The following is a 17261-nucleotide window of genomic DNA, read 5'->3' on the forward strand; positions in this document are numbered from 1 at the left end:
TTAGATTTTTTAATCTAGAATGTCTAATTCTAATACAATTCAATAAAATATGAATAAAATTTTTCATATTTATTCAATTTTTTTTAAGAATATAAGGGATCTTACAGATAGGAATAGGAATAATTTTATGCATATTTTTTTGATGTAAAGTTTTATATTTTTGCATTACATTTTTTTCTCTTTCCTTAAAAATATCATAATTGAAAAATTTTTTTTCCTCTTCTGTGATTTTCATGGCCCATTCCAATTCTTCATAAGTGGCTTCTAACTGATCTTCATCAGATCTTTGATCATCCCATAATCCATCCGTAGGTTTTGCTTTTTGTATACAATCAAGAATTTTTAATTCTTTAGCTAAAAGACGTATTTCACTTTTTGTTAAATCCGCTATGGGATGGATATCTACTCCTCCATCTCCATATTTTGTAAAAAATCCAACTCCAAAATCTTCTATTTTGTTTCCAGTTCCTACTACTAAATAATTATTTATATTGGCATAGTAGTATAAAGTTATCATACGAATACGAGATTTGGTATTTGCTAGGGCAAGTAGAGTTTTATTTCTTTTTTTAGAAGTATCGTCTACTGTATGAAAAAAAGATAAATATAGAGAAGATAGGTCTTTTTTTAGATGATGAACATTTAAAAATTTGGATTTTAAAAAAATTGCATGTTTTTGAGATAATAAATTTTTATCCTTTTCTAGGATAGGCATTTCTAATGTTAAAGTTGGATACTGGGTCATAGCTACTAACATAGATGTTACAGATGAATCTATCCCCCCAGATAGACCAATAATAAATCCATTTGATTGAGATTTTTTTATATATTTTCTTAGCCAGGATATAACATATTCAATTACTTTTTTTGCATTTATCATTTTAAATTGTTTTTAGATATTTCATAAAAAAATTTTTAATATTTAAAAAAATGTCCTTAATTCTTAATTTAGAAACTTCTACAAAAAATTGTTCGGTTAGTGTTTCCAAAAATGGAGAATGTATTACCTCTGTAGAAGAACGTTCGGATAAATATCTTCATTCAGAAAAATTACATACATTTATACAATATGCTATAAAAATTTCTAAAATTGATATAAATGATTTGCAATCAGTTTGTGTTAGCCAAGGTCCTGGTTCATACACTTCACTAAGAATAGGAATATCTGCTGCTAAAGGTTTGTGTTACTCATTAGGAGTTCCTTTATTATCGTTGGATTCATTAACAATTATGAGTCAAAAGATAGATATAAAAGATGGATTTTTAATACCTATGATACATGCAAAATCCGATTTTTTTTATACATCCTTATTTAATAGATTAAAAAAAAGGTTGTGTCCTATCTCTATAAAGAATTTAAATGATAAATATTTCAGATTAATCACAAAAAATAAAAAAGTATATTTTTTTGGAAATGTAAATTTTCAAGAAAAAGAAAAGAATTTATTTACAGATTATTTTCATTTTTTTTCTCATATTTATCCCTCTGCAATGGATATGGCCTTTCTTTCTTATGTTAAATTTTGTAATAAAAAGTTCAATAATATTGAAGATTTTATTCCTTTTTATTTATGATGATGAATAGATTCTATTTTTATTTCATTTATATGTTTTTTATTTATTCCGAAAAAAGTAAAAATATATATTTTCTTGAATAGAATTATTAGAATTGGAACAAGAAATAGTCCACTAGCCGTTTATCAAGCTAGAGAAGTTCAAACTTTTCTTCGTAAAAAAGGTTATTCTTCTCGTTTATTTTTTATAAAATCTGAAGGAGATTTAATTCAAAATATTCCTATTCATAAATTAAAAAAATCAGGTGTTTTTACTAGAAAAATTACTCAGGTAATGCTTTCAGGAGTAATTGATATTGCGGTGCATTCTTTAAAAGATGTTCCAACTAAATTACCAGAAGAAATAGTTCTTTCTGCTTATTTAAAAAGAGGGAGTTTTTCTGATTTATTAGTATATAAAGGATCCAATAATTTTTTATTAGATTCAAATATCCATGCCATTATTGCTACTGGAAGTCTTAGGAGGGGAGCTTTTTGGAGAAATCGTTATCCAAATAATACTATTGTAGATTTAAGAGGGAATATAAATACTAGATTAAAAAAATTACGTGAAAATTATTGGAAAGGAGCTCTTTTTGCAAAGATAGGATTGGAACGTTTGGGAATATTACATAATTTAGATGGATTAAATTTTCAAGTATTAAATTGGATGATCCCTTCTCCTGGACAAGGAACTATTGTTGTTTCTACATTGAAAAATAATGATTTTATCCACCATTTAACTGAAAAATTAGACGATAAGGAAACTAGATTATCTGCAAATATAGAACGTCAGTTTTTGAGAACTTTAGAATGTGGATGTATGACTCCAATAGGTGCTCATGCGGTTATTAAAAACAAAATTACTTATTTTACAGGAGTGTTGTTTAGTTTAGATGGTATGCAAAAAATACAAAAAACAAAAATAGGATCTCATAATGATCTTATTGGAATTGAGTGCGCTAAGGAAATATTAAAAGAAGGGGGAATGGAAATTTTACAAAAGATAAGGGAAAAAAATATTTCAAAATAAATCATGATCCAAATTAAGTTCCGAAAATTATTACCATTATTGACTCCAATTATATTTTTGTATATAATTATTTCTTTAGGATGGAAAACTTCCATAAATCCTTTTTTTAATATAGGAATACTTATTGGAATGATATTAATATTAAGTTTTTTCCATTTTTTTATCCTTTTTGAAAAAACATTGGATAAAGGATATCAATCTATGATATTTTTATCTTTTTTCGTTTTTATTCCCTCTATACTATTTTCTATTGGAAAAATTTTTTTTTATGAAAACGAAAAAATTACAGATGTAAGAGGAATTCTATTAGTTAGTTTAACTATATATATATTAATTCGTGTTACCTATTTTATGCGAAAAATATACGTAAGAATTCATAATCCTGTTTTTATTTTTATTACCAGTTTTGTTTTTCTATCTTTTTTAGGATCTGTATTGCTTATGCTTCCATCATCAACCGTTAAGAAAATATCATTTATAGATGCTTTATTTACTTCTACTAGTGCTGTATGTGTTACTGGATTAGGAGTATTAGATACATCCAAAGATTTTACCCATTTAGGAAAAGTTATTATTCTAACTTTAGTAGAACTTGGAGGATTAGGAATTTTAACCGTTACTTCTTTTTTTAGTTATTTTTTTAGGGATGGTTTTTCTTTTAGGGAGGGAATTTATATAAGAAATTTTTTGAATACAAAGACTACAAGTAATGTTCTTTTTTTAGCCGTAAAAGTAGTTTTACTTACTTTAATAGTAGAAATGGTAGGTGCTTTATTAATCTATTTTTCTATTAAGAACGAAAGGGATATTATCGAATCTGATAGTCCTTTATTTTTTTCTATTTTTCATTCTATATCTGCTTTTTGTAATGGAGGATTTTCTACTCTTAGTAAAGGTCTTTATTCTGAATCTGTAAGATTTAATTATTTATTACAATTTATTATTGCATGTTTATTAATATTGGGTGGGATAGGATTTAATATTTTATTTAATTTTTTTACATATGTATGGTTAACTTTTAAAAAATATTTTTATAAAATTTTTAAAGATGAATATTTTAGATATCCTGTACATATTTTCACTTTAAATACAAAAATTGTTTTATTTACAACCTTTTTTTTACTTTTTTTTGGAACTATTTTTTATTATATAAGCGAATATCATTACTCTCTTTCAGAACATTCTTCTATTATTGGAAAGTGTACTGTTTCATTTTTTTCTTCTGCGACATCTAGAACAGCTGGATTTCAAGTATTGGATATGCAAAGATGGACTCCATTCACTATATTATTTACTATTTTTTTGATGTGGGTTGGTGCTTCTCCAGCTTCTACAGGTGGAGGAATTAAGACAAGTACTTTTGCATTAGCATTAATGAACATTATTTCTTTATCTATAGGAAAAGATAGATTAGAAATTCAAAGAAAAGAAATTTCTTCAAAATCTGTTAGACTTGCTTTTGCAATTATAATATTATCTCTTATTATCATATATATAAGTATTTTGATTATTCTTTTTTTAGATCCAAAAAAAGATATTTTATCCATTTCTTTTGAAGCTTTCTCGGCTTTTTCAACAGTAGGATTATCTTTAGGAATTACTCCTAATTTATCCAATGGAAGTAAGTTAGTTTTAATTATTTTGATGTTATTAGGAAGAATAGGCGTTTTGAATATTATGATAGGATTGTTAAAAAGAAATCGAATCAATTCTTCTTATTATTATCAATATCCTCAAGGATACATTCTCATCAATTAAAAAAGTATGAAAATTATAATTATTGGTTTAGGAAATTTTGGGAGATCTTTAGCTCTTAATTTAACAGATAACGGACATGAAGTTTTTGGAGTAGACCATAAAATGGAAAAAGTAGACTTATTAAAAGATCATATAGCAGATGTAGTTTGTATGGATGCTAATAACGAAGCTGCTTATAAAGTATTGCCTATACAACAAGCTGACTTGGGAATTGTTGCTATTGGAGAAAATGAAGGATCTTCAATAGTAACTACGGCTATATTAAAAAAATATAAAAATCTTAGAATAGTCAGTAGATCTTTATCAGAGATACATGATACTATATTAGAGGCTATGGGAATTAATGATGTAATTCATCCGGAACAAGACGCAGCTTTTCGGTTGACAAAACAAATATCTTTTAATTATGCTTTAGATTATTTTAGAGTAGACAATAAACATTCTATTGCAGAAGTTTTTTCTCCATGTTCCTTTAGTGGAAAATCGGTTAAAAGTCTTAAATTAACACAAAAATATTCTGTTTCCTTAATTACTGTAATACGAGAAATTAAAAATTCTATTTCTTCCAATGGAAAATCTAAAAAAAAAGTTATAGGATTAGTGACTGGGGATACTATTTTACAAAAAGGAGATATATTGACTCTTTTTGGATCTAATAAATCTATAATGAATTTTTTAAAAGATAAAGTAACAAATCATGATTAAAATACTTATGACAAAATCGGGAGATTATTCTTCTTTTTCTAAAAAAATTTTTTTTGTAAAATCTTGTAATTTTTTATCCATAAAATATTTCATTTTAGATAAAAGACCTATTTTAAATGATCAACTAATTTTTACTAGTTGTAATGGAGTGAAGGGCTTCCTATATAATTTTGGAAAAGATTTTTTGAAAAAAAAAAAGTTTATGTAGTTGGATCTAAAACTTTTTTTTTTCTAAAAAATTGTGGAATTTTTTCCTTTATTTTTAGAAAAAATTATGTTCAAGATCTTATGAATGAAATTTTTAAAAAAAAATCAAATCAATCTTATGATTGGTTTTGTGGAAAAAAGAGTAGTATGAATAAATGGACATTTTTTGAAAAAAAAAATATTTTTCTGAATCAATATGAAGTTTATCAAACTTTATTTCTTCCTAAGAAAATAAAAAATTTATCTAGTTATCATGGAATCATATTTTTTAGTCCCTCTGGAGCAAAATCTTTTTTTATAAAAAATAGAATACAATATAATTCCAAAACGGAATTTTTCGCTATAGGAAAAACAACAGCTAAATTTGTTTCAAAGTTTTTGGATAAAAAAATATGGATTCCGGATAATCCTTCTTTAAAAGAAATTTTTATTCTTATAAAAAAAATTTTTTATTTTTGATTTATTAATCAATAAAAGAGAATAATAAAACTATTTTTTTTACATAAAATTTTATAAAACATCCATAAAAAATTTAATCTTATCACTAACTTATAATATAAAAAGATGGATTTTATTACAAGTTCTTTTTTTTACATTTTTATATATAAGGATATTTATATTTTTTACTTTCTTGAAAAAAAGGATGTCCAATAGAATTGAGTTTTTTTCTATTTAAATTTATAAATAATATATAAATAAAAATATTTCCTATTAGTAATAAAGCTCCTATTTCATGTAATCCAAATTTTGGATAAAAGGGGTCATTGACAATGACATCTGGGGCTATTAAATTGTATATATCTATATAATGCCCAACGAGTAAAGAAGAAGAAACTATAAGTACTATTTTTGGATTAATTTTGCTTTTACTACTCATTAAACCAAAAAAAGGAACCAAAAAATTTAGAATAAGCATCCAAAAATGGATATTTCCATATAGTTCTTCTCTTTTCAAGAAATGAGATACTTCTTCTGGAATATTTCCGTACCAATAAAGTAAAAATTGTGAAAACCAAAAATAACTCCACAATAAACTACTAGAAAAAAGATACTTACTTAAGTCATGCAAATGATTTTCATTAAAAAAAGGAAAACATCCTATTTTTTTTAGATAAATAGAAAGGATAGTAATAGTTCCAATCCCAGTTACCATATAAGAGCTTAAAACATACCAACTAAACAAAGTACTAAACCAGTGAGGATTCAAGGACATAATCCAATCCCATCCCATAAAAATAGATGTTATAGAAAAAAATATTATAAAAATAATGGAAAGAAAATTTAATTTTTTGTAATCGTTCAAAGAACGTGTCATATTCAAAATATGAGACGTTTTTTTTATTTTAAAATAAAAAAAATTCCAACCTATTATATAAATTAAACTTCTTATTAAGAAAAAAGGGATGTTTAGAAAAGCTCTTTTACTTGAAATAAGTTTATCATATTTTAATGAAGTAGGATCATATAGATTAATATCCATCCAGTGAAATATATGAATAATATCCATGGAATTTAATAAAAAAAATATTAGAATCATAAAACATCCATATGGAATAAAAGAAGCTAATTCCTCTATGATAGGATGAATTATGATGGACCATCCTGATTGTGATGCATATTGTATTCCTAAAAATAATAAAGATCCTAGAGAAATAGTAGTAAAATAAAAAATAGCTATATATAACCCTATCCAAGGTTTATTTTCTTTTTTTTCTTCTTTTTTATTCGAAATCGTTTTTAGAAAAAAAAATTTTTTTTGGTTAAAATCTATTCTATTTAAAATAGGAATTTTATCAAAAAAAAGAAGAAAAAAACCTAACGTCATTAGAAAAAAAATAATTTTTTTTAATTTTTTAGAAAATTTATACATTGTATTTCATCTATTTATTTTTTTTAGATACATTACATATTCTGATAATTTCCATCTATCACTTTCATTTAATTGAGAAGCATAAGAACTCATATTGTTTTTACCATAAGTAATAACATGATAAATGCTTCCAATAGTAAGATCCCTATCTTTATAATTAGGAATCCCAAATATTTTTTCATTTTTGACTAAAATTCCTTGTCCATCTCCATTATCTCCATGACATATAGAACAATTTATTTTATATAGTTTTTCTCCATCTTCTATGTTTTTCTTGTATTTATCCTCGTTTTTTTCTTTTTTTGAAAAAGTATTATATTCCTTATTTTTTTTTCTTATGTAAGAAAGAATTTCATAAGAATTTCTTGGAATAGTTCCTTTCACTGGTAAAAGAGAGGAAGTTTTTTCTTTTAAAAAAAGAGAAATTTTAATTTTTCTAACAGTTTTTTTGTAATTAGGGTATGGTTCTGAATAAGGTTCATAAGCATCCGAATAGTACATATCTGGCATATATACTCTATTGGGTTTTGATTTATCAAACCAACAGGAATTCAATGATCCATTAATAAATATAAATAAAAAAAGTAAAATAACATAAAAATATTTATTATTCATAATCAATCTTTTTATGTTAAATTATTCTTTTTACGTTTACTTCCATAGCTCCATTTTCTTTTAATAAATTCAATATTTTTTCAACATTGTTTTTTGCATAAATTTCTATTAGAAACATATTATCAGTAGTTCTTTCATCTGGATTTTTTGGAGAAGACCCAGGGAATAATCTACATTGGATAAGATAAGTGATACACATAAAATGTGCAGAAAAAAAAATGGAAAATTCAAATATTACAGGAATAAAAGAGGGTAGATTCCTAATCCAAGAAAAAGAAGGTTTTCCTCCAATATTTTGTGGCCAATCATAAATCATGGTATACCAAGTAAGTAGACTTGCCATAAAAAATCCAAAAAATCCATATAAAAAGGATAAAAAAGATAAATTAGTTTTTTTTAATTCAAGTATTTTGTCTAAACCGTGAACTGGAAATGGAGAATATACTTCATATATAGTTATCTTTTTTTTTATAAGAATTTTTATACTATTGATCATTAAATCATCATTATTGTATAATGCATGAATATTAAATTCGGATTTATTCATTTTTATTTTTTTGTAATACTGGTACTTATTTTAGAAGATTTCAGTATTGTTTTTAATTCCGACTGTGATATAACTGGAAATACACGTATGTATAGCAAATAAAGGACAAAAAAGAAACCTATGGTACCTATAAAAATACCGACATCTACAAATGAAGGAAGAAAACCTGTCCAAGATGAAGGAAGATAATCATGACTAAGATTTAAAACGATAATATCAAATCTTTCAAACCACATTCCAATATTTATGATAATAGCTATTATATAAGACCAAAAAAAACTTCTACGTATTGATTTTATCCATAATAATTGTGGAATTAAAACATTACAAATTATTAAAATCCAAAAAGCCCACCAGAATGGACCAGTTGCTGCTTTTACAGAAAAATAAATAAATTTTTCGTAGGGATTACTAGAATACCATGCTAAAATAAATTCGGATATATATGCTAATAGAACTATTCCCCCTGTTAATAAAATGATCATATTCATATATTCAATATGATTTCTCGTAATATAACTCTCTAGAGAGAGTACTTTTCTTGCCACACCTAATAAAGTTTGGACCATAGCAAAACCAGAAAATATAGCTCCAGCAACAAAATAAGGAGGAAAAATAGTACTATGCCATCCCTTAATTACAGAGGTTGAAAAATCAAAAGAAACAATTGTATGTACAGAAAAAACTAATGGAGTGCAAAGTCCTGCTAAAACTAAAGAAATTTCTTCAAATCTTTTCCAATCTTTGGATCTTCCTCCCCATCCGAAACTAAGAATACCATATATTTTTTTTTGGATAGGATCTTTTACTCTATCTCGTATCATGGCAAAATCTGGAATTAATCCCATAAACCAAAAAACAGTAGAAACGGAAAAATAAGTACTAATCGCAAATACATCCCATAAAAGTGGAGAATTAAAATTAGGCCATAAACTTCCAAATTGATTAGGAATAGGTAATACCCAATGGGCATTCCAGGGTCTACCCATATGAATAATAGGGAATAATCCAGCTTGTATAACCGCAAATATTGTCATAGCTTCAGCTGATCGATTAATAGATAAACGCCATTTTTGACGAAATAATAATAAAACTGCGGAAATTAAAGTCCCTGCATGACCAATACCTACCCACCAAACAAAATTAGTTATATCCCAAGCCCAATTAACGGTTCTATTTAACCCCCATACTCCTATTCCTGTACTTACAGTGTAAAAAATACATCCTAATCCCCAAAAAAAAGCTAAAATTGAAATAAAAAAAGAAATCCACCATAATGATCCAGCTTTTTTTTCTATAGGATTCAGGATATCTTCAGTAATATTTTGAAATGTTTTATTTCCGATAATTAATGGTTCTCGTATAGGGTTGGATTCACGGTTATTTAGCATAAATTTTTTCTATCTATTTCAAATTTTTAACTTTTAATTGATAGGATACATTTGGTCGTATTCCAAGAAAATCAAGAAGTTTATAATTCCTTTTATCTTGAATTTTTTTTGAAATCTGACTATTTTTTTCATTGATATCTCCAAAAACAATGGCATTGGTTGGGCAAGAAATACTACAAGCTGTTTCAAATTCATCATCTTTTATTTTTCTATTTTCTTTTTTTGCTATTCCTATAACAAATTGTGTTCTTTGTATACACAAAGAGCATTTTTCCATAACCCCTCTGGTTCGAACAACTACATCTGGATTTAGGACCATTTTACCTAAACTATTATTCATATTATAATCAAATTTTTGGTTATTAACATAATTGAACCAATTAAATCTTCTTACTTTATAAGGACAATTATTTGCACAATAACGTGTTCCTACACAACGATTATAACTCATCATATTTTGACCTTGCATTCCATGAGAGGTAGCTCCAACTGGACAAACTGTTTCACAAGGAGCATATTCACAATGTTGGCACATTATAGGTTGAAAAGAAACTTTTGGATTTTTAAAAATTTCCTCTTCATTTTTTGATGAATTTATTTTTTCTGAATAATATCTGTCAACTCGTAACCAATGCATATCTCTAGATTTTCTTATTTCTTCTTTTCCAACAACAGGAACGTTATTTTCTGAATGACATGAAATAACACAAGATCCACAACCGATACAAGCGTTTAAATCTATAGATAAGTTAAAATGATGTCCATTTCTTTCTTTTTGATTATTTTTTTCTTCCCAAAGAGAAATTTTTTCTGGAGGGAGCATTCCTTTATGAGTAAGGACCTTTTCTTCTTCATTCCAAATTTTTTTAGATTTTTTTAAAAAAGTTTCTAAATCTGTTTCTTTGATTAAATTTCTTCCTACCGTTGTATTTTGTACTTGAAAACAAGAAAATTTATGTATTTTATTTGTTTTTTTTATCTGTATATTTTTTTGTATTAAACTGAAATCTTCATAGACTACGTAGGCATTTTTTCCTTCGCATATTTTAGATAATTTTCCTATTTTTTGTCCATATCCAAAAGATAACCCTATAGAACCTATACCTTGTCCATGTTGAATGTATACAGGAATATCTTTAATTAAAATTTTATGGTTCTTGATTAAATTCACGCAATTTCCATTCATAGCTCCACTTCCTGTATACCAATTTTTTAGTCCTATTTTTTTTGCATCATATGATGATATAGTTAGATAGTTTTCCCAAGTAGTACGTGTAATAGGATCTGGAAACTCTTGTAGCCAAGGATTGTCATGTTGATGTCCATCTCCTATGCTTATTTTTGTGTATAATCTAAGTTCAAAATTTTTTTCCACTTTTTTTCCACTATTGATTAATTTTATTCCATATTCATGGATTTCTTTTTGATAATCATATGTGAGTTTATTATTTTTTCTATTTTCTTTTTTTTCAACAAATCCATGAAATAAAGCTTCATTAAAAGAAGAAACATTAGACTGTGGAATTATTTTTTTTTCCCAAATTTTTTTTAAATATTCGTAATAATTTTTTTCTGGAATTTTTCCCCAAATTATTAAAGATTCTTGAAATTGTCTTGTATTAAAAAGGGATTGAATGGTAGGCTGAATCAGAGTGTAAAAGTTGGTAATAGGATTAGTATCACCCCAACTTTCAAGCCAATGAGGAATAGGAGCTAATACATTCATAATTTCATTAGTTTCATCTTTTTTCATAGAAAAAGAAATAGTAATTGGAATTTTTTTTAAAAATTTTTTTATTTTACTAGAAAATGGAAGACTATAAATTGGATTGGTATTATGAATTAAAATAGCACCAATTTTTCCTTTTTCTAAATCCACTATGAATTTTTTTAATTTTTTATCATTACTTTCTTTTGATAAAATAAATTTATTTTGTAGAGCATTACTTCGAATTTTTTGGTTTATTAAAAAAGATAGTATGTAAGATTCCTTATCCCCATCTGCAAAAATCACACTTTTTGATCCTTTTTCTGCAATCAAATCGGCTATTTTATCAATTTCCTTATCTTGATTTATTCTTTTCCCAAAAAAAAGTTTTTGGTAAATTTCAAATAATATTTTTTTAATATCGGAAGGGGTTTTTGAAATACGAATATCTGCATTTGCTCCAGATAAAGTCATATTACTTTCTATCTGAACATGTTTTAACATTGATTTTTTTGGATTTTTATTCTTTACATAAGATTTTGCCATATTTTCTGGACTCCAATCTCCTAAAAAATCAGCATCGAAAGATACTATTAATTCCGTTTTTGACAAATCAAAAAGTGGAAAAGCACGAATTCCAAATATTTTTTCTGAAGCATCTAAAGCTACAGAATAGGAAATCGCATCATAAGTAATCCATTTAGTAGTAGGATATGTATTTGTAAAATCCTGAATTAATTTTTTTGTAGAAAAGCTTGGATAAGAAGAGGAAAGAATAACAATATCTTTTTTTATTTTGGATATTTTTTCTAAATGGTTCATTACATAATTGTCTATTTCCTTCCAAGAACATTTATTTCCATTAATAAAAGGATTTTTTAACCTTTCCTCATCATAAAGGGATAATAAGGAAGATTGTATTCTAACTGATGTTGTATTGAAATATTTTGAAGTTAAATTAGGTTCTATTTTTATTGGACGTCCTTCTCTTGTTTTCACCAATACACTTCCAATATCAAAAGAATCTATCATAGTCGAGGCATAATAAGTAGGAATACCTGGAGTTATAACATCTGGTTTTACAATGTATGGTATAGATTTTATAACTGGGCCTTTACATGCTGCTAAAGCTACTGAAGCGGTACTAAATCCTACCCATTTTAGAAAATTTCGTCTGGATGTTTTATTTTTTTTTACAAATACTTTAACTAGAGTATTTTTTTCAGAATGAGAAGGAAAAACGTTTTCTTTTTTATTATTTGATTTCATCATGAATATTATTTTTAATAGAAAAAAAACTATAATATCATTAGTCAGTTTTGTCAATAATGACATTTAGCACATTCCAGACCACCAATCATATCTACTGTTATTTTTCTTTCTTTTCTTTTTTTTATAAAATTTGGAAAATATTCTTTATAATATTGATTTTCAGTATCTATTTCTGTATTCTTATGACAAGATATACACCATTCCATCGTAAAACTATTGGCCATTTCTACTTGATCCATATCTTGGACTTTTCCATGACAGGCATTACATGATAAATCTACTTTTTTGGATTTTTTGATCATCTTTTCTCCGGTTATTATATGTTGAGAATGATCGAAATATACAAAATCAGGCATATTGTGTATACGTATCCACTGAATTGGATGAGTTTTTTTAGAAAATTCTCTTAATTCTGGATTCCAACCTACTGAATCATATATTTTTTGTATTTCTTTATTGTATTCATCTCTACTTTTTCCTTTTTCTATATAATTTCCTTTATATTCGTTGATAGTAATATGACAATTCATACAAATATTAGCCGAAGGAATTCCAGATACTTTGCTATATTTTGCGGAAGAATGACAATATTGACAATCAATTCCATTTATTCCAGAATGAATTTTATGAGAAAAGTAAATAGGTTGTTCTGGTTTATATCCTTTATTCACATCTATTTCCATTAAAAAAATCCATATTCCATATATTCCTAATATGAAAAAAAATCCTATAAAAGAAGAAAGGAAATACCAATTTTTCTTTTTATATCCTAAAAATTTATATAAAAATAAATAGGATAATATCCAAAAATTTTTTTTCTTTTTTTCTGTAAAAATAAAATCATTACTTAGTAAATGAGTTAAAATATAAACTTTATATAGAATCCAAAATAAAATTGTAGAGATAATAAAAAGGCCAAAAAAAATTATTTTTATTAGAAATTTATTTTTTTCTAGTTCTAGATTATTATGAAATTCTTGTTTATTTTCTTGTTCTTGTTTATTATCTTGTTTTGGTTTTTTAATAAAGGATAATATATCGTCTATTTGTTGTTCGGATAATTTAGGAAATGAGTTCATTTCTACGTTTCCATATTCTTTATAAATAGAAATGGCCTCTTTATCTCCACTATTTCTCAGTGATTTATTATCAATTATCCATTTATGTAGCCATTCTCTATTCCTTTTTTCGGTTACACCATATAAAGCTGGTCCTATCATCTTTTTTTCTAAATCTAGAGAATGACAGGATGTGCAATTTTGTTTAAAAAGTTCTTTTCCTTTTTTGAAATTTCCTTCTATATTTTTTGCTTCAATTAGAAATATAAAAGTAGAAAATGAAAAAAAAACAGAAAATAAAAAATTTTTCATAATTGATGAATAAATTCATAATATTTTTAATCAACAAAAATAGAATAAAAGAAAAAAATTCGTAAATTCCTTTTTTGAAAAAAAGAATAAAATAAATAGAATATTTAATTTTATATTTTTATTTATTCATATACATAACATGTATAAATTTTCTTTCTTAATATTACTAATCATAACAATAATAATGTTCAATTCTAATCATTTGAAAGCAGATAACGAAGCTACGAAAATTAGATTTTTTGAAGAAAAACTGATAAATGGACTACATGTAATCTTACATCAAGATAATACAAATCCTTTGGTTTCTGTTTCTGTTTTATATCATGTAGGAACTAAAAATGAATTTCCTGGAAAATCGGGATTTGCTCATTTTTTTGAACATCTTATGTTTGAGGGATCTAAAAATATTAAAAAAGGAGAATTTTTTAAATATATAGCTTCTAATGGAGGGAAAAATAATGCTTATACCAATCATGATGAAACTTGTTACTACGAATTGCTTCCATCTGATCGTCTTCCTTTAGCTTTATGGTTGGAATCTGAAAGGATGCTTCATGCAAAAATAGATGAGGAAAGTATTAATATTCAGAGAGAAGTAGTAAAAGAAGAAAAGAAGATGCAAATTGAAAATCAACCATATGCTAAAGCTATTTCCGAAGTTATCCCTTCTTTATTATTCAAAAAACATCCTTATAAATATCCTATTATTGGTTTTGAAAAAGATTTGAACACAGCAACAGAAAAAGATTACAAAAAATTTTATGAAACTTATTATGTCCCAAATAATGCAACGTTGGTAGTGGCTGGTGATTTTGAGATGAATGAGGCTAGGAATCTTGTTTCTAGATATTTTTCTTCTATCCCTAAAGGGAAAATAGATTTTAACATGAAAAAAATAGAAGAAGATCCCATAAGTAAGGAGATTTTATCTACATATGTAGATAAAAATACTAAAGTTCCCGGAGTTTTTTTATCATATAGATTTCCAAAAATAACTGATGAAGATTCTTACGTATTAAAAATTATAGATCATGTCCTTTCTTCTGGAGAAAGTTCACGTATAATGAAAAATGTAATAAATAAAAAACAATTAGCTTCTTATGCTGGATCTTTTTTAGATTCTATGGAAGATTATGGTATTTTTATTATATACGGATTAATCAATCCAGGAATAACTTTAGATCAATTAACTAAAGTTATAGATGAGGAAATAGAAAATTTGAAAGAAAAAGGGATTACACAATATGAATTAGATAAACAAAAAAACTTTTTTGAAAAGAAATTTCTTTTCGATAATTATTCTATGAGTGGAATATCCGCAAATTTAGCCCATTATTTTCTATACTATCAAAACACCGATTTAATTAATACGGATATAGAAAAATATCGTAAAGTATCTGTAGAAGATATTAAGATTGTTGCTAATAAATATTTAAATAAAAATTGTAGAGTACGTTTGTATAATGTCCCAATTAGTTAATTTTTTAAAAAAAATTATTTTTATCATAATAATTAACCTTTTTTTTCAAACCAATATGTTTTCTCAAATATTCGATCGAAATTTACCACCTAAATCTTTAAAAAAAAAGATTTTCATTAATATTGAAAAACCAGTTTTTTTTCAAATGAAAAATGGATTAAAAGTTTTAGTTGTGGAAAATCATAAACTGCCTTTAGTTAGAATAGGTTTAGAATTGGATTATAAACCATTTTTAGAAAAAGATAAAGCTGGAATCAAAAAAATTTTTGGGCAAATGCTTCGTTCTGGAACAAAAAATTATTCTAAAGAAGAATTAGATGAAACTATTGATTATATTGGAACAACTTTATATACTTCGTTCTCAGGAATTTCTATTTCTACTTTAAAAAAAAATTTGGAAAAATCGATTTCTATTATGAGTGATATTTTGTTGAATAGCAAGTTTGATAATTCTAAAGAATTAGAGAAAATAGTTAAACAAAAAATTATAGATATCAATCTATCCGAAAAAGATCCAAATGCTATTTTACAACGTGTACGAAATGTTTTATATTTTGGAAAAAATCATCCTTATGGAGAATATGAAACTTACGATACTATAAAAAATATCACTCTTAATGATTTAAAAAAATTGTATCATAAATATTACATTCCGAATATTTCCTATCTTTCTTTTATAGGAGATATTTCTTCAAAAGAAGCAAAAAAATTATGTGAACGTTATTTACATAAATGGGAAAAAAGATTTTTTTTTCATGAAAAAAAAAATATAAATGGATTGATAAAATCTCCGAAAATAGAAATAGATTTAGTCGATATTCCTTCTCTTACACAATCTACAATTTGTTTTGGAGGACCGGTTTTTTTTAAAAAAAATGATTCTACTTATTTTTCTTCCATTTTAGCAAATGGGATTCTAGGAGGAGGAGCTCAAAGTCGTTTATTTTTAAATCTTAGAGAAAAAAAAGCTTATACATATGGAGCTTATTCAATTTTAAAATCGGATAGAAATATAGGTTATTTTTCCATTTATACTCAGGTAAGAAATGGAGTTACTGATAAGGCAATCGAAGATATTTTAAAAGAAATTATAGAAATAACAAAAAATAAAGTTTCCTTAGAAGAATTAAAAATTAAGAAAGAAGAAATATGCGGTCAGTTTATCATGGATTTAGAAGATCCTAACAGAATTAGTGATCTTTTTATTAGTGAATTAAAAAATAATCTTCCAAGTAATTTTTACAAAAATTATTTGAAAAATATTCAGTCTGTGACTATCTATAATATACATTCCTCATGTAAAAAATTTTTTTCTGTAAAAAATGGAAGAATTTTAATTATTGGAAAAGTTAATGATATTTTACCTAATCTTAAAAAATTTGGTTATCCTATTCGTTTTTTTGATAAATTTGGGAAAATATTAAAATGAATGAAATAATGAATGAAGATTCATTTTTAGAAGATCGTATTATTTCTTTATTAAAAAAGATATATGATCCAGAAATACCAGTAGATATTTATGAGCTTGGTCTCATTTATGATATTCAAATTTCTCGAAAAAAAGATGTTAAAATTGTAATGACTCTTACAACATTAAATTGTCCAGTTGCCGATATTTTACCTGTAGAAGTAAAAGAAAAAATTAAATCTATTGAAGAAATTAAAAATGTAGATGTTATTTTAACGTTTGATCCTCCTTGGGATAGAGGATTTATGAGTGAAGAAGCTCGTTTAGAGCTTGGAATGTTATAA

General features: G+C 25.4%; 15 protein-coding genes and 1 pseudogene. 9 read left to right on the plus strand and 7 right to left on the minus strand.

Features of this window, described 5'->3' with window-relative positions; genetic code table 11:
• Positions 1-73: 73 nt before the first annotated feature.
• Positions 74-880 carry an NAD(+) synthase gene (gene nadE, locus DM815_RS02825; RefSeq protein WP_110509241.1) on the minus strand — a complete coding sequence of 269 codons (807 nt, stop codon included), beginning with the start codon at positions 878-880 and terminating at the stop codon, positions 74-76.
• 50 nt (positions 881-930) lie between these two features.
• On the opposite strand from nadE, the gene tsaB reads away from it, so the two are divergent.
• From tsaB to DM815_RS02855, 6 genes and pseudogenes are all read left to right on the plus strand, one after another.
• Positions 931-1575, plus strand: a complete 645-nt coding sequence (gene tsaB, locus DM815_RS02830) for a tRNA (adenosine(37)-N6)-threonylcarbamoyltransferase complex dimerization subunit type 1 TsaB (RefSeq protein WP_110509243.1) — start codon at positions 931-933, stop codon at positions 1573-1575.
• A 75-nt stretch (positions 1576-1650) separates the two neighbouring features.
• Positions 1651-2586: a hydroxymethylbilane synthase gene (hemC, locus tag DM815_RS02835; protein WP_110509245.1), complete on the plus strand. Its 936-nt coding sequence runs from the start codon at positions 1651-1653 to the stop codon at positions 2584-2586.
• 3 nt (positions 2587-2589) lie between these two features.
• On the plus strand, positions 2590-4344 hold the full coding sequence (locus tag DM815_RS02840; protein ID WP_110509246.1) for a TrkH family potassium uptake protein: 1755 nt from the start codon (positions 2590-2592) through the stop codon (positions 4342-4344).
• 6 nt (positions 4345-4350) lie between these two features.
• A complete protein-coding gene (locus DM815_RS02845; RefSeq protein WP_110509248.1) occupies positions 4351-5049 on the plus strand; it encodes a potassium channel family protein in 699 nt (232 codons plus the stop codon).
• Positions 5042-5257, plus strand: coding sequence for a hypothetical protein (locus DM815_RS02850; protein WP_110509250.1), 216 nt, complete (start codon positions 5042-5044; stop codon positions 5255-5257). The genes DM815_RS02845 and DM815_RS02850 overlap by 8 nt, the downstream gene beginning before the upstream one ends.
• A gap of 29 nt (positions 5258-5286) precedes the next feature.
• Positions 5287-5715: pseudogene (locus DM815_RS02855) on the plus strand (uroporphyrinogen-III synthase); the annotation flags it as partial.
• Positions 5716-5854: 139 nt separating this feature from the next.
• On the opposite strand, the gene DM815_RS02860 reads toward DM815_RS02855, so the two are convergent.
• Genes DM815_RS02860 through DM815_RS02885 form a run of 6 tightly spaced genes read right to left on the minus strand, consistent with a single transcriptional unit; the run spans position 5855 to position 14029 of the window.
• A complete protein-coding gene (locus DM815_RS02860) occupies positions 5855-7081 on the minus strand; it encodes a hypothetical protein (RefSeq protein ID WP_235610001.1) in 1227 nt (408 codons plus the stop codon).
• Positions 7082-7132: 51 nt separating this feature from the next.
• A complete protein-coding gene (locus DM815_RS02865; protein WP_110509256.1) occupies positions 7133-7741 on the minus strand; it encodes a c-type cytochrome in 609 nt (202 codons plus the stop codon).
• A gap of 16 nt (positions 7742-7757) precedes the next feature.
• Positions 7758-8288 (minus strand): DUF3341 domain-containing protein, encoded by a 531-nt coding sequence (locus DM815_RS02870; RefSeq protein WP_110509258.1) that lies wholly within the window; start codon positions 8286-8288, stop codon positions 7758-7760.
• Positions 8289-8290: 2 nt separating this feature from the next.
• Entirely contained in the window at positions 8291-9679 is a 1389-nt protein-coding gene (gene nrfD / locus DM815_RS02875; RefSeq protein ID WP_110509260.1) for an NrfD/PsrC family molybdoenzyme membrane anchor subunit, read from the minus strand.
• Positions 9680-9692: 13 nt separating this feature from the next.
• Positions 9693-12659: a 4Fe-4S dicluster domain-containing protein gene (locus DM815_RS02880; protein WP_110509262.1), complete on the minus strand. Its 2967-nt coding sequence runs from the start codon at positions 12657-12659 to the stop codon at positions 9693-9695.
• Positions 12660-12709: 50 nt separating this feature from the next.
• Entirely contained in the window at positions 12710-14029 is a 1320-nt protein-coding gene (locus DM815_RS02885) for a c-type cytochrome (protein ID WP_110509264.1), read from the minus strand.
• A gap of 184 nt (positions 14030-14213) precedes the next feature.
• Between DM815_RS02885 and DM815_RS02890 the strand changes: the two genes are divergently transcribed.
• From DM815_RS02890 to DM815_RS02900, 3 genes are read left to right on the plus strand one after another with little or no spacing between them, the layout of a single operon-like run.
• On the plus strand, positions 14214-15509 hold the full coding sequence (locus DM815_RS02890; RefSeq protein ID WP_110509266.1) for a M16 family metallopeptidase: 1296 nt from the start codon (positions 14214-14216) through the stop codon (positions 15507-15509).
• A complete protein-coding gene (locus DM815_RS02895) occupies positions 15493-16938 on the plus strand; it encodes a M16 family metallopeptidase (RefSeq protein ID WP_110509268.1) in 1446 nt (481 codons plus the stop codon). The genes DM815_RS02890 and DM815_RS02895 overlap by 17 nt, the downstream gene beginning before the upstream one ends.
• 8 nt (positions 16939-16946) lie before the next feature.
• Positions 16947-17261 carry an iron-sulfur cluster assembly protein gene (locus DM815_RS02900; protein WP_110509447.1) on the plus strand — a complete coding sequence of 105 codons (315 nt, stop codon included), beginning with the start codon at positions 16947-16949 and terminating at the stop codon, positions 17259-17261.

Origin of the sequence: Blattabacterium sp. (Cryptocercus kyebangensis) (genome assembly GCF_003226855.1) — a bacterium.
GTDB lineage: Bacteria > Bacteroidota > Bacteroidia > Flavobacteriales > Blattabacteriaceae > Blattabacterium.

Bases quoted from the DNA above. Each gene is read 5' to 3' on its own strand.
- DM815_RS02865 (WP_110509256.1), bottom strand. From the start codon at position 7,741: ATGAATAATAAATATTTTTATGTTATTTTACTTTTTTTATTTATATTT.
- DM815_RS02840 (WP_110509246.1), top strand. From the start codon at position 2,590: ATGATCCAAATTAAGTTCCGAAAATTATTACCATTATTGACTCCAATT.
- nadE (WP_110509241.1), bottom strand. From the start codon at position 880: ATGATAAATGCAAAAAAAGTAATTGAATATGTTATATCCTGGCTAAGA.
- DM815_RS02885 (WP_110509264.1), bottom strand. From the start codon at position 14,029: ATGAAAAATTTTTTATTTTCTGTTTTTTTTTCATTTTCTACTTTTATA.
- DM815_RS02890 (WP_110509266.1), top strand. From the start codon at position 14,214: ATGTTCAATTCTAATCATTTGAAAGCAGATAACGAAGCTACGAAAATT.
- DM815_RS02845 (WP_110509248.1), top strand. From the start codon at position 4,351: ATGAAAATTATAATTATTGGTTTAGGAAATTTTGGGAGATCTTTAGCT.
- DM815_RS02850 (WP_110509250.1), top strand. From the start codon at position 5,042: ATGATTAAAATACTTATGACAAAATCGGGAGATTATTCTTCTTTTTCT.
- DM815_RS02860 (WP_235610001.1), bottom strand. From the start codon at position 7,081: ATGACGTTAGGTTTTTTTCTTCTTTTTTTTGATAAAATTCCTATTTTA.
- tsaB (WP_110509243.1), top strand. From the start codon at position 931: ATGTCCTTAATTCTTAATTTAGAAACTTCTACAAAAAATTGTTCGGTT.
- DM815_RS02870 (WP_110509258.1), bottom strand. From the start codon at position 8,288: ATGAATAAATCCGAATTTAATATTCATGCATTATACAATAATGATGAT.
- DM815_RS02895 (WP_110509268.1), top strand. From the start codon at position 15,493: ATGTCCCAATTAGTTAATTTTTTAAAAAAAATTATTTTTATCATAATA.
- nrfD (WP_110509260.1), bottom strand. From the start codon at position 9,679: ATGCTAAATAACCGTGAATCCAACCCTATACGAGAACCATTAATTATC.
- DM815_RS02900 (WP_110509447.1), top strand. From the start codon at position 16,947: ATGAATGAAGATTCATTTTTAGAAGATCGTATTATTTCTTTATTAAAA.
- DM815_RS02880 (WP_110509262.1), bottom strand. From the start codon at position 12,659: ATGATGAAATCAAATAATAAAAAAGAAAACGTTTTTCCTTCTCATTCT.